The organism is Nocardia sp. NPDC003693, assembly GCF_053981095.1.
On sequence record NZ_JBSFNO010000007.1, the window covers coordinates 188,987 to 201,639 of the forward strand.

A 12,653-nucleotide genomic window follows, 5' to 3' on the forward strand; every position below is an offset into this window, starting at 1 on the left:
CACCGGAAACGATCTCACCCCCACCGCCGCAAATCCCCCGACACTGCGACTTTTCCAATCGAGACCAGTCGGCTCTATCCATTCTTCTAGCAAATTCGAAATACTCGGCGGCGCACGAGAATTCATCGAAACAGCACCACTGTCGCGTGACGACGGGCGTAGCATATTGCGCGGGAACCGAGTGTGAACCGATGGACACGACACCGCCGCGAAATCCGCCATACATCGGCCGATAAACATCCGGTCCCGGGCGCGGAGGGATATGCACGCGCACAGTGCACCGGGGGCTGCGTCACGAGTCGCTCCAGGAGGAATTCATGTCAACTCCCACTCGTATTCTCGAGAAGGCATTCAAGGAAGAATTGGCGAAGGCCGCCAAGCTCGACAAAAAAGGAATCCGTCCGGTCGGAACCGAAGAGCTGTTTCCGAAAAAGACACCCACCAATGTCGAACTGGTACAGGCCTGCCAGAAGGTGTATCTCAAACACCAGGACGTCTTCGACAAAGCGGTGGACGGCGCGATCGACTTTCTCGACAGCCCCGACGGCGTCGCCTACGTGAAGGCGCTGGAGGGCTCGTTCGAGAGCGTCGCGCCCAACCCGCTCAGCGTGGACATCGCCGCGCAGATCGCGCGCAACGGCGCGTTCGATCTCACCGCGGGCGCCCCGCAGGGCCTGCGCGGCTTCGGCATCGGCGTCTCGGCCGGGGTGAGCGCGGTGGTCGGCCTGCTGGCCGGCGCGGACGTGGTCTTCGATTTCAAGGACGAGGCGCAGGTCCACGGCCGTGTGTGGAAAGGCGGCTCGATCAAGGGCGGGCTGTCCATCAGCGCCGGCCTGGAATTGAGCTTCTGGGTCCAGAAGCCGGTCACCGGCGCGCTCGCGGGCTGGCTGCTCGACCTCTACATTCCGACCAAGTACGCCCTCGTGCTGTTCATCCGGTTCATGTACATCAAGCAGCGCGCCGAGGGCACCACCGAACTCGACTTCAGTGGTGTCTCACTGCAATTCCCGCTGGGCATCGGACTGCCGCTGCGGCAGAACCAAGAGACCCCCGACGGCGTCATCGCGGTGTTCGCCGCGAAGCAGACCGCGTGGGACCGGCCGCGGCGCGCCACGCTGAAGGTGGTGAACAAGGCGACCGGGGTCGGCACCATCGCGGTCAAGGAGAACGCCACGCTGGAGGTGACCCTCACCAATACCTCCGGGCACGATGTCGCGCTGAGTTCGGGGGCGACGGTGACGATCAATATGCCGACGTACTTCTCCGATTCCGATGTCGGCAAGATGAATATCAACTATCCGGGCTGGAACTTCGACGACGACGGCGGGCGGCTCACCCTGACGCTGTCGAAGAACACGACCTGGGCTTCGGGGTCGGATATCGCGCTGGTCATCACCGATGTCAGCAGTAGTTCGCAGCCGCCCGCGGGCAAGCAGTCCTATCCGGGCAAGGTGACGGCCGGGGTCAACGACATCTCGTTCACCGCGCCGATCGCGGCGACCGCCGATTTCTCACTGGTGTGGGCGAATTCGCAGGCCCAGCTGAAATGGCGGGTCGATCTGTCGGACACCAGCGGATTCAAGATCCTCGGCGACGGCGCGGGCACGGTCACCGCGTACGCCCAGCCCGGGAATCAGATCGTCACGCTCACCACGGCCGTGGACAAGAGCAATGTCGTCTGGGTGCTCGGCTACGTGTTCAACTACAACACCGCCATCACCGACAAGGTGATCCCGCAGGTCGCCGCGGTCTGGTGGAAACAGGACGCACCGAAGGTGGGCAACAACGTCTTCTACGGCGATCCGGTGGACACCTCGGGCACCGACGCGATCTGCTGGTACGGCAAATCCACCCAGAGCGGAGCCGAACTCACGATCACCCCGACCTTCGGCTGATCCCGAGCGGCGGGCGCGATCCACGACCGAGCCGTGTACCCGGTTGTCACCGGGTACACGGCTCCGGACCGACACAGCGATCGATGTGTCACAGGAAGATCGGGGACGACGGCCGCAACGCGCCCCATAACGGGTCGCCCATCTTCGCCGACGGCTGATACGAGACCCGCCTGCTCAGCTGTCGTTCCGCGATCCGCTCCACCAGCAGCGGTATGAATTCCCGAACGCGATGGCCGTCGAACTCGCGGTGAATTCCACGCACTTCCTCGCCGACGACCCGGGCCGTCAGGTAGGGGAATTTGCCGGCCAGCCGGTCGACGAGCTCGCTGATCTGCCGCTCCTCTTCGGATGCCCTCATACTCTGGTCTCGCCTCCATACACGAACGTTGGCCGCCGGCTCCTGTGCCCTTGCCGGCGATCTGGACAACGGCCCGCAACGGACCGTGCCTCCGAGTGTCATCTCCTCCGGGCTACTTTTCTGCCCACGAATCCTTTTATGGCACAACTCGTCGGCTATTCGGCACCGCAGGTCCTCGACAACGACACCTGCAAGCGACAAATGAAATTGCAACTGCAACAGCGCCTTCCGGCGGCCTAGATCCAGCCTCTCCTGCGGGCCTCGAGCGCGGCCTCGTAGCGGTTCGAGACACCCAGTTTGGCCATCGCGGAGGAGAGGTAATTGCGCGTGGTGCCCGGCGACAGGTGCGCACGCCGGGCGATATCCTCCACGGGCGCACCGTCGATCGCGTATTCCAGCACATCGGCCTCGCGCGCGGTGAGCAGGGTGTCCCCCGCGCTGATCGCCTCGGCCGCCAGTTCGGGATCGACGTACCGGCCGCCGCGATGCACGGTGCGGATCACCTCGGCCAGGGTCGCCGCGGACGTCGTCTTGGGCAGAAACCCCCGAACCCCCGCTGCGAGAGCGCGTTTGAGATAGCCGGGACGCCCGTGACTGGTCACGATCAGGGTGCCCGCGCCCGGGGTCAGCCGCTGCAGTTCGACGGCGGTCTCGATGCCGTCGATGCCCGGCATCTGCAGGTCGATCACCGCCACCGCGACCGGATCACCGTGTGCGGCCCGCGCCCGCCACGCGGCCAGCAGTTCCTCGCCCGAACCGACGTGATCGACCACCGTGAGATCGGCCTCGAGATCCAGCATGGTGGCCAGCGCTGCCCGGACCAGGGTTTCGTCGTCCGCCAGGAAGACGGGAATCATGTTTCCTCCCAATGGATCTCGAGTACGAACTGGTCGTCGCGCAGCTCGGCGGTCAGCCGCGCGCCCACCGCCGCGAGCCGCTCGGCCAGCCCGCGCAATCCCGAGTGCGCACCCGGGACGCCCTCGGGGCGATCGTTGCGCAGCGCCATGCCCGCGGGCCCGAGGGTCAGCACCGCGGTGCTCGCCCGCGAATGCTCCACGATATTGGTGGTCCCCTCGCGCACGACCCACGCCGCGACCTCGTGCAGTCGCGCGGGCACCTTCGCCGGATCGCCCTCGACGACGAGTTCGCAGCCCGCCGCCGACAACAGCGACCGCGCCCCGGCGACCTCGCCGCGCAGGTCGATGTCCCGGTAGCCGCGCACCAATTGGCGCATCTGGCCCATGGATTCGACGGCCAGGGTCTTCACCTCGTCCATTTCCGCCGCGGCCCGGTCGCTCGCACCCGCCCGCGCGAGCACCGCGGCGAGTTCGCTCTTCACCGCGATCGCCGAGAAGCCGCGCCCGACGACATCGTGCAGATCCCGCGCGAAGCGCAGCCGCTCCTGCGCCACGCGCAGTTCGGACTCGACGCCCTTGGCCCGGTCCAGTTCCTCCACGACCCGCAGTCCCCAGATCGTCAGCAGCGTGGTGCCGACCACGAATCCGCCGGCGAGAAAGGTCATCAGCGCGAAGGCGGCCATCGCCGCGGGCCCCGAACCGAACGCCACCCCGGTGGCCAGGCTCAGCCCGAGCACCGCCCACCACCGCTGCCGGGCGAAGGAGATCACCGAGAACATGGCCAGCAGAGCGACATAGATTCCGGCGACCCGGGCGTGGGTCGCGGTCGCGTCGTCGGTGGTCGTCCGGGCGACCACGGCCATGGCGGGCCACAGCAGGACCAGGGTCGCGGTGGCCACCGGCCGGATCCACGGGCGCGGCGCCGAAGCCGCGGGCGGGGCGAACTCGGGCTGGATCTCGACCACGGCGATGGACGCGATCCCCGCGACCACGACCACCGCGGCGGACCACCACGAGCCCGCGGTGACCGCCATGGCGATGATCACCACGACGAGCCCCACCTGCAGGATGACCCGGCTGTAGAGGCGGAACTTCGCGGCCGCCGACAACCCGCGCCACCACGACCGCACGCCCATCAGCCGCGATCGTCCCAGCGGAAGTTCCTGCGGGTCAGCGCGAATGCCAGGGCCGTCCATATCGCCAGTGTGGCAAACGGGCGGCCGAACTCGGCCCAGGTGCCCGCGAAGTCGAGGGTCGCGGCGGCGTCGCCGGCGGTCGCCGTCCGACCCGAGGCGCCGAGGTACACGAGGTCGGAGATGGCCGCGAACGGGGTCCAGTCCGCCACCTGGGCCAGTCGATCGGGCAGCACGCCGCGCAGCCACCCCATGCCGAGCATCGCGACGGTCATGACCGGGAGCGAGGTGATCTGTGCCGCTTCGGCGTTCTTGGTGACGGCGCTCGTCGCGAGTGCCAGGAGGGAGAACAACACGATCCCGGCGATGAGGGCGAGCGCTATCGCGAGCGGGTTCACCGGCAGCGGCGCGCCGGTGGCGTAGACAACCGCCGCGACCGCGACGGTGGAGGCCACGGTGAGCAGCGCGCCGGGTACGGCCGGGGCGGTCTGGATCTGCCAGTCCGCGGCCTCACCGGTGCGCAGGCGTTTGAGCACGCCCTCCCCGCGCCGCGTGGTGATCATCGAGAGCACCGAGTAGTACTGCACGAACAGCAGTGACACCAGGGTGATGAGTTCGAGGGTCGAGGCCGTGATGTCCGCGGTCGGCTCCTGCTCCTTGGTCAGCAAGAAGTAGGTGGCCAGCGAAATGCCCACCGGGAACAGCACACCCATCCACACCAGGGTCTTGTTGCGGCGGAACTGGAGGTACTCGGCCTTGGCGAGCGCGGTGAGCGGACGGCGCCGGAACGCGGGGGTCGGGGTGGCGGTCATCGGGTGGCTCCGATCGGTTCGGGGGCGCCGGCGGAGTCGTCGGCGATGTCGAGGAAGACCGCCTCGAGCGAGGCGGCGCGGGCCTCGAGCCCGCCGAGGCGCACGTCGTGATCGCGGGCCCAGCCCAGCAGCGTGAGCAGATGATCCTGCGGATCGTGGGTGGCGATGGTGACGCGTGCCCGCGCGTCCACGCTCGCGCCCGGCAGCGGGGGCAGGGGCAGTCCGGGGTGGTCGAACACGATGCGGGCGGGGTGGCCGTCGACGATCTCGCGCAGGGTTCCGGTGCGGGCGACCGCGCCGGCGTGCATGATCGCGATGCGGTCCGCGAGGGCCTCGGCCTCGTCGAGGTAGTGCGTGGTGAGCACGATCGTCACCCCGGACGCCTTCAGGTCCGCGAGCAATCGCCAGGTGTCCCGGCGACTTTCGGGGTCCAGGCCGGTCGTCGGCTCGTCCAGGAACAGCAGGCGCGGCTGGCCGAGCAGGGCGCAGGCCAGATCGACCCGCCTGCGTTCACCGCCCGAGAGCGAGCCCACCCGGACCCCGGCCCGCCCGGCCAGGTCGACCAGCGCCAGCACGGATTCCACCGGGGCCGGGTTGCTACAGGTGCCCCGCCACATCTCCAGGGTCTCGGTGACGGTCAGCTCCGCGGGTAAACCGCCGGACTGCAACATGATTCCCACCTGGGCTCGTACCTGGGCGCGGTCGCGGCGCGGGTCGAGGCCGAAGACCTCGACGCCGCCCGCGGTCGGCGCGGCCAGGCCCTCGAGCAGGTCGAGCGTGGAGGTCTTGCCGGCGCCGTTGGTGCCCAGCAGCGCGAAGACCTCGCCCTCCCCGACCCGCAGGTCCACGCCCTTCACCGCCTCGAAGGCGTTCTTGCCGGTGCCGTAGGTGCGGCGCAGGCCGTGGGCGACGATGACGTCGGGACTCGGCGGCGGATTGCGGACGTGGCGTCGTTCGGTGATGGTCACGTGATCCACGATCGCGAATTCGGCGCGGCGTCAGTAGTACGCGCAGTCACCGATGCAGAGCGGGTTCGTCATGGTTCGGCCATGACAAATGTCAGCTGCCGGGCCGATTCAGGGTTTGCGCGCCACGCCGCAATAGCAGGAGACCCTGGCGTCGTGTGCGCGGGAGATGTCGGTGGGTTCGGCGGGCCGCCACCGATGCGGCGGCACCACCCCGGGTTCGACGAGCTCGAGCCCGGCGAACCAGGAGGTGACCTCGTCGTGGGTGCGGACCTGCGCGGGTAGTCGGCGCACCCGGTAGACGTCCTGGGCGGCCACGACCTGCTCGGGGGCGAAATCGGCTGTGATGGTGCAGATCACGAGGTAGGAGCCGGGGGCCAGGGCCGCCAGGATGTCGGACACGATCTTGTCGACGTCGGCTTCGACGAAGTGCAGCAGCGCGATCATGCTCACCCCGATCGGCCGCGACAGATCGAGCAGCGCGGCCAGCTCCGGTGCGGCGAGAATGGCCCGCGGATCGGTCACATCGCCCTCGATGTAGGTGGTGGCGCCCGGGGTTCCCCCGGTCATGAGCGCGCGGGCGTGCGCCAGCACCAGCGGATCGTTGTCGACGTAGACCACCCGGGCGTCCGGGGTGATCTCCTGCGCGATCTGATGCAGGTTGGGTTCGGTCGGTATGCCGGTGCCGATGTCGAGGAACTGCGTGATCCCGGCCTCGGCCAGGAATCGCGTACTGCGGTGCATGAACTGGCGATTGGCCCGGGCCGCGGTGCGGATGTCCGGCCAGGCCAGCAGGATCTCGGCCGCGGCCGCGCGGTCGGCCTCGTAGTTGTCCTTGCCGCCCAGGAAGTAATCGTAGATTCGCGACGTGTGCGGCTGATCCAGCGGGAAAACCCTGTCCATCGAACCCGCCTCACTCGCCCGGAACGATCACACCCTGTGTGGACAGGCTAAGCCGTCCGCGCGCCCGACCACGGAGTTTCGTTCGGAACAATTGCGGCCCTTGCGGTTCCGTTGCTGCCCGTGCGGACCCGTCCGGATCGCCCGGGCCGGGGTCAGCGGGCCCCTGGTCACGGTGAGGTTCGGCGGCGGGTACGGCGAAAACCGGGAAATCGCCATGATCAGCTTCGGGCCGTGGATCATTGGCAGGGTGTCGTCGATCAAGAGTCGAGTCGCCCACGTCACCGCCGATCTCGCGGACCTGTACCGCGATCTGCACGCGCATCCCGAGCTGTCCTTCGCCGAGCACCGCACCGCGGCGATCATCGCCCGGCGGGCCAAGGCCCTGGGGTGCGAAGTGACCGAGAAGCTCGGCGGGACAGGCGTGGTCGCACGGCTCGCGAACGGGCCCGGACCGCTGGTGCTGCTGCGCGCGGACATGGACGCGCTGCCGGTGCTCGAACAGACCGGGCTGCCCTACGCCTCGACCGCCACCGATCCGGCCGGCGGCGAACCGGTCATGCACGCCTGCGGGCACGACATGCACATCGTGTGCCTGCTCGGCGCGCTCGACGCGCTGGCGACCGCGCGCGACCGGTGGTCCGGCACCGTGCTCGCGGTGTTCCAGCCCGCCGAGGAAGTGGGCCTGGGTGCGCTGGCCATGGTCGAGGACGGATTGTTCGACCGCTTCGGCAGGCCGGAAGTAGTGCTCGCGCAGCATGTCCTGCCGATCGCCGCGGGCACCGTGGCCACCCGGGCGGGCGCGATCCTGTCGGCCAACGACAGTCTGCGCGTCACGCTGCACGGGCGGGGCGGGCACAGCTCCCGGCCCGAGACCACCATCGATCCGATCGTCATGGCGGCGGCGACGGTGCTGCGGCTGCAGACCATCGTGTCCCGCGAGGTGGCCGCCGCCGATCAGGTCGTCGTCACGGTCGGCACCCTGCACGCGGGCACCAAGGAGAACATCATCGCCGATCAGGCCGAGCTCGGGCTGAGCGTGCGGACCTACTCGCCCGAATCGCGCGAGCGGGTGCTCGCGGCGGTGCGGCGCATCGTGCACGCCGAGGCGGCGGCCGCGGGCGCGGACCGGGAGCCGACCATAGAGACCCTGACCCGATTACCGGTCACCTTCAACGACCCTGTCGCACTGGACAAGACATGCGGCGGGCTCCGGGCGGCGCTCGGGGACGATCACGTGCTGGACATGGCGGCCTTCCCGGCCAGCGAGGACGTCGGCATCCTGGCCGAGGCCGCCGGCGCGCCCCTGTCGTTCTGGTTCTTCGGCGGCGCGGATCCGGCGAAAGTCGCGGCGGCACAGCGCCGGGGCACGACCGATCAGGACCTGCCGATGAACCACTCGCCGCATTTCGCGCCGCTGGCCGAACCCACCATCGGGCCCGGGGTCAACGGGCTGACCGCCGCGGCGCTGGCCTGGCTCGAACCGCGCAGGCGATGACGGTCCGGGTTCGCCCGACACTCCGGGGACAGCGACGCGCACTCGGGCGATGAGCCTCGGAACCCCGCGCAACAAAGGGAACAAAGTAGACAAATTGCCATTGTTATCCGATGGCAATTTGTCCGGTTAGTCATTCCATTCCCATCACAGCTACTATTCAGCAACGTTGATTGTCAGTCGCGAGGGCGCGCGAATCACGTTGTCTTCCTGTTCAGTTTCGCCATGGCATTGCCGTACCCGGCTGAACTTGTAGCGGGGTGTGGTATAGCCAGCTAATTCCGGGAAAGGATCCATACACGTGTCGGTATCTGGCGGATCTCGTATGCCTGTCGACGGATGCGATATCCGGAACCGCAATTCTGATCCGCAGTGGCATGTTTGCGCATTCCACATACCCCGCCACGGGACCGGGGCCGCCGATCAGGTGGAACGGTTACGTGCGCTGCGGGCCCGCATCCTCTACGACAACGGCCGGCGACCGGAGTTCCGCGACGCCGCGGGCGCTCACGTCGACGACCAGGAATTAGACTACGGTGCCTGGCATTTCGTGGCGCGGCGGCATCGCGAGGGCCCCGTGCTCGGCTACATCCGGCTCTCCACCCCCGACACCGCCGAGCTGTTCCAGTCCCGCGCGTACCTGGGCGACGCGCGATACGAGCAGCTGCTGGCCGCCGAGGGCGCCGGGATCGCCACCACCTACGAGCACAGCCGGCTGGTGGTGGAACACCGCGCGCGCAAACTGGGGCTGGGAGCGCATCTCAACGCGGTGGCCATCGGGGCCGCGCATCATCTCGGCGCCGAGCTCATGATCGGCACCTCCGGCACCCGGGACGGGCAGGATCACTTCCACGGCCGGTTCGGGTTTCACCCGGTGGACGGAACACGCTGCTACGTCGAGCGCTACACCGAAGAGGTCGTCATCCTGGTGCACCGCACCGCCGCCGGAGCGGGCGAGTACACCGGCCTGGTGGCGCGCATGCGTGACGAATTCCCGCTGCTGGTGACCGGCGGTCTCGACGCCGCGCCCGCCGCGCGGCGCGAAAGCCCGCACGTGCCAGCGGCTCTGGCGGCCGCGCGGCACGGCGACAACGAGACGTGGCGGCCGGTGCTGTTCGAACCCCACCGCGCCGACGACTACGCGGCGCTGACCGACCTGCTCGAATCGGGCCGGGTGAACGCGGTGCACGACACCATCACCGATCAGCTCGCGGAGCTGATCGGCTGCCGCGAGCCCCAGCACCGTTATGCCGGAGCCGAACTGGAGCGCCGGATCGAGGAGCAGTTGGCCGGGGTCGAGCCCTGGGCCTACGGCTCGTGGGTCTGGTACCCGTGGTCGGGGCGGCTGGTGCATGTGCTGCCGCGCGAGGAGTTCCGGCTGGTGCGCACCGACCGCAATCGCGGCAAGATCCAACGACCGCAGCAGCGCCGACTGCTCGAGGGGCGCATCGGGGTGGTCGGGCTGTCGGTGGGCAACAGCGCGGCGGTGACGCTCGCGCTCGAAGGCGTCGGGGGCACGTTCCGGCTGGCGGACTTCGACGAACTGAGCCTGTCGAACATGAACAGGCTGCGGGCGGGGGTGCAGCACCTGGGCCTGGCCAAGACGGTGATCTGCGCCCGGCAGATGTTCGAGATCGACCCGTACCTCGACATCGAGATCTACAGCGGGGGGCTGCACGCGGACAACATGGCGGAGTTCTTCGAGGGCGAGCACGCGCCGATCGACCTGCTGGTCGAGGAGTGCGACACCCCGTACGTGAAGATCGCGGCCCGCGAATGCGCTCGGGCGCTGGGCATTCCGGTCGTGATGGACTGCAACGACCGGGGCATGCTCGACATCGAGCGGTTCGACCTCGAGCCCGACCGGCCGCTGCTGCACGGCAGAATCGGCGACCTGCGCGCCGCGGATCTACCCGAACTCACCGCCCAGGCCAAGTCGGATCTGATTCTGGCCATGGTCGACCCCGAGCGCATCAGCCCCGAACTCGCCGACGCGTTCGGCCAGATCGGCCGGACCCTGAGCAGTTGGCCGCAATTGGCCTCGGACGTCGCGCTCGGCGGCGCGCTCGTCACCTCGGCCGCGCGGCGCATCCTGCTGGGCGCGCCGTGCGCCTCGGGCCGGTTCTACGTCGACCTCGACGCCCTCATCGCACCCGAGCACAACACCGCTCGCGAACTGGACGGGGCCCTGACATGACGATGTCGTACGCGCCCGCGGACGCTTGCTCGCTGACCGTGCGCCCGCCGGTGCCGTTGCCGATCACGGTGTCCGGCTCCGCCGTTCACCTGCCCGAGACGGTGGTGACCAACGCGGACCTGGCCCGGACCCTGGACACCTCGGACGAATGGATCGTGCGGCGCACCGGCATCCGGCAGCGCCGCCGGCTCGCCCCCGAGGCTGCCGTCTCGGATATGTGCGTCGCGGCCGCGCCCGCGGCGCTGGCGGAGGCGGGGGTGCGGGCGAGCGAGCTGGACGCGGTGATCGTGGCGAGCTACACCTTCGATCAGCCGCTGCCCTCGACGGCGCTGCTGATCAAGGAGCGGCTCGGGGCGTGGCGCGCGCTGCCGATCGACATCACCCAGGCCGCGTGTGCCAATGGGCTGCAGGCGATTCTGCTCGCGGCGCATCTGCTGAGCGTGTCCGCGCGCACGGTGCTGATCGTGGCCGCGGACTGCGCGTCCCGGGTCACCGATCCGCGCGACCGCACCGCCGGGGTGTTCTTCGGCGACGCGGCGGGCGCGATCGTGCTGTCCCGCACCGAAACCCCCGGCGCCGGATTGCTCGCGTGGGACTTCGGGTCCCGGCTCTCGCACGATGTGGAGATCCGGGCGGGCGGCTCGCGCCTGCCCACCAGCGCGCGGACGGTGGCCGATCGCGAGCACTATCTGCGCATGGACGGGCGCGCGGTGTGGGAGACCGCGACCCGGGCGCTCCCGGCGAGCATGCGCGCGGCCACCCGGCGCGCCGGGCTCGAAGTCACCGAGATCGACCATTTCTTCCTGCACCAGGCCAACCTGAACATCCTGACCGCGGCCATGACCGAGCTCGGGGTGCCCATGGAGCGGGCTCCGGTCACGCTGGACGAGCTCGGCAACACCGGCTCGGCGGGTGTGCTCACCGCGCTGCATCGGGCGCGGCAGGAGCGGCGCGTGCGCGGCGGGGACACGTTCCTGCTGTCGGCCATCGGGGCCGGATTCCAGTGGGGCACGCTGTGTTTGCGAGAGCCGTGAGGTGATCGGCGCGGGTGGCCGGGCCGCCGGCGAGCTCGGCGGACCGGCCCTCGCGCCGGCTCAGTGGTCCAGGCCCAGTGCCGCGACGGCGGCGCGGGCCGCGGCCGCGACCAGTGCGTTGTCGGGTTCGGCCCGCTCCTGCGATTTGGTGGTGAGCACGGTGATCACCACGGGCGCCCGCCCGGGCGGCCAGGCGATCGCCGCGTCCAGCGCCGAACCGTAGGCGGGACTGCCGGTCTTGTCACCGACGATCCAGTCCGACGGCAGTCCGGCGCGAATGCGCTTGTCACCGGTGGTGTTGGCCTTCAGCCAGGAGAGCAGTTGCGCGCGTTCGGGTTCGGCGAGCAGATCGCCGAGCCCGAGGGCGCGATAGTCGGCCGCGAGCGCCTGCGCGGTGGTGGTGTCGCGCTCGTCGCCGGGGACGGCGGTGTTGAGTTCGGTCTCCCAGCGATCCAGGCGGGTCACCGGATCGCCGAGGGCGCGCAGGCCGGCGGTGAAACCGGCCGGGCCGCCGAGTTGCTTCAGGATCAGGTTGCCGGCGGTGTTGTCCGAGAGGGTGATGGCCGCGTCACAGAGTTCGCCGATGGTCATGCCGGTCGCGACGTGCTGCTCGGTGGCGGGTGAGTACTCGACGAGATCGCTTGCGGGATAGGTGATCCGCTGCTCGAAGTAGCCGGAGGACAGGGGATGCTCGCGCAGCAGCAGCCCGCAGGCCAGGCCCTTGAAGGTGGAGGCCATGGGAAAGCGCTCGCCCTCGCGATAGGCGACGGTGCGGCCGGTGGCGGTGTCCACCGCGTAGACGCCGAGGCGGGCGCCCGCCCGGGCTTCCAGCTCGGCGAAGGCGGGGTTCGCGGCGGCCGGCGCGGAGCTGGTGACGGGCTCGGTCGAAGCGGATGGGCTGTCGCACGCGGCGAGGGCGGTCGATGCCGTCAGCGCGAGCGCGGCGGCCAGCAACCGGGTGCGGAGCGGGCGGTCGGTGCGGGTCGATAGGGGGTTGATCACGACCT

The 12,653-nt window shown here is 69.4% G+C and carries 11 protein-coding genes; 4 read left to right on the plus strand and 7 right to left on the minus strand.

From position 1 onward, the window contains the following. Positions 1-317 precede the first annotated feature (317 nt). Positions 318-1,895: a hypothetical protein gene (locus ACWDOP_RS11540; RefSeq protein ID WP_456344983.1), complete on the plus strand. Its 1,578-nt coding sequence runs from the start codon at positions 318-320 to the stop codon at positions 1,893-1,895. Between the two features lie 88 nt (positions 1,896-1,983). Here the strand turns inward: ACWDOP_RS11540 and ACWDOP_RS11545 are convergent, their stop codons facing one another. The 6 genes from ACWDOP_RS11545 to ACWDOP_RS11570 all read right to left on the minus strand — a co-directional run bounded on the left by ACWDOP_RS11545 (position 1,984) and on the right by ACWDOP_RS11570 (position 6,923). Beyond that, a complete protein-coding gene (locus ACWDOP_RS11545) occupies positions 1,984-2,253 on the minus strand; it encodes a three-helix bundle dimerization domain-containing protein (protein ID WP_454208701.1) in 270 nt (89 codons plus the stop codon). 236 nt (positions 2,254-2,489) lie between these two features. Continuing rightward, positions 2,490-3,110: a response regulator gene (locus ACWDOP_RS11550; protein ID WP_456344984.1), complete on the minus strand. Its 621-nt coding sequence runs from the start codon at positions 3,108-3,110 to the stop codon at positions 2,490-2,492. Next, positions 3,107-4,246 (minus strand): sensor histidine kinase, encoded by a 1,140-nt coding sequence (locus ACWDOP_RS11555; protein ID WP_456344985.1) that lies wholly within the window; start codon positions 4,244-4,246, stop codon positions 3,107-3,109. The genes ACWDOP_RS11550 and ACWDOP_RS11555 overlap by 4 nt, the downstream gene beginning before the upstream one ends. Beyond that, complete coding sequence (locus tag ACWDOP_RS11560; protein ID WP_456344986.1) at positions 4,246-5,055, minus strand: ABC transporter permease; 810 nt, start codon at positions 5,053-5,055, stop codon at positions 4,246-4,248. The genes ACWDOP_RS11555 and ACWDOP_RS11560 overlap by 1 nt, the downstream gene beginning before the upstream one ends. Continuing rightward, positions 5,052-6,017: an ABC transporter ATP-binding protein gene (locus ACWDOP_RS11565; protein WP_456345008.1), complete on the minus strand. Its 966-nt coding sequence runs from the start codon at positions 6,015-6,017 to the stop codon at positions 5,052-5,054. Before ACWDOP_RS11565 ends, ACWDOP_RS11560 begins: the two co-directional genes overlap by 4 nt. Before the next feature lie 114 nt (positions 6,018-6,131). Beyond that, a complete protein-coding gene (locus ACWDOP_RS11570; protein WP_456344987.1) occupies positions 6,132-6,923 on the minus strand; it encodes an SAM-dependent methyltransferase in 792 nt (263 codons plus the stop codon). Positions 6,924-7,161: 238 nt separating this feature from the next. On the opposite strand from ACWDOP_RS11570, the gene ACWDOP_RS11575 reads away from it, so the two are divergent. The 3 genes from ACWDOP_RS11575 (at position 7,162) to ACWDOP_RS11585 (ending at position 11,646) form a co-directional block, all read left to right on the plus strand. Beyond that, positions 7,162-8,418, plus strand: a complete 1,257-nt coding sequence (locus ACWDOP_RS11575) for an amidohydrolase (protein WP_456345009.1) — start codon at positions 7,162-7,164, stop codon at positions 8,416-8,418. A 424-nt stretch (positions 8,419-8,842) separates the two neighbouring features. After that, positions 8,843-10,612, plus strand: a complete 1,770-nt coding sequence (locus ACWDOP_RS11580) for a ThiF family adenylyltransferase (RefSeq protein WP_456344988.1) — start codon at positions 8,843-8,845, stop codon at positions 10,610-10,612. Continuing rightward, positions 10,609-11,646, plus strand: a complete 1,038-nt coding sequence (locus tag ACWDOP_RS11585) for a 3-oxoacyl-ACP synthase III family protein (protein WP_456344989.1) — start codon at positions 10,609-10,611, stop codon at positions 11,644-11,646. The genes ACWDOP_RS11580 and ACWDOP_RS11585 overlap by 4 nt, the downstream gene beginning before the upstream one ends. A gap of 60 nt (positions 11,647-11,706) precedes the next feature. On the opposite strand, the gene bla is transcribed toward ACWDOP_RS11585, so the two are convergent. Continuing rightward, complete coding sequence (bla, locus tag ACWDOP_RS11590; RefSeq protein WP_456345010.1) at positions 11,707-12,600, minus strand: class A beta-lactamase; 894 nt, start codon at positions 12,598-12,600, stop codon at positions 11,707-11,709. Positions 12,601-12,653: the final 53 nt, after the last annotated feature.

Coding starts and splice junctions, on each gene's coding strand:
- ACWDOP_RS11540 (WP_456344983.1), top strand. CDS start 318: ATGTCAACTCCCACTCGTATTCTCGAGAAGGCATTCAAGGAAGAATTG.
- ACWDOP_RS11545 (WP_454208701.1), bottom strand. CDS start 2,253: ATGAGGGCATCCGAAGAGGAGCGGCAGATCAGCGAGCTCGTCGACCGG.
- ACWDOP_RS11550 (WP_456344984.1), bottom strand. CDS start 3,110: ATGATTCCCGTCTTCCTGGCGGACGACGAAACCCTGGTCCGGGCAGCG.
- ACWDOP_RS11555 (WP_456344985.1), bottom strand. CDS start 4,246: ATGGGCGTGCGGTCGTGGTGGCGCGGGTTGTCGGCGGCCGCGAAGTTC.
- ACWDOP_RS11560 (WP_456344986.1), bottom strand. CDS start 5,055: ATGACCGCCACCCCGACCCCCGCGTTCCGGCGCCGTCCGCTCACCGCG.
- ACWDOP_RS11570 (WP_456344987.1), bottom strand. CDS start 6,923: ATGGACAGGGTTTTCCCGCTGGATCAGCCGCACACGTCGCGAATCTAC.
- ACWDOP_RS11585 (WP_456344989.1), top strand. CDS start 10,609: ATGACGATGTCGTACGCGCCCGCGGACGCTTGCTCGCTGACCGTGCGC.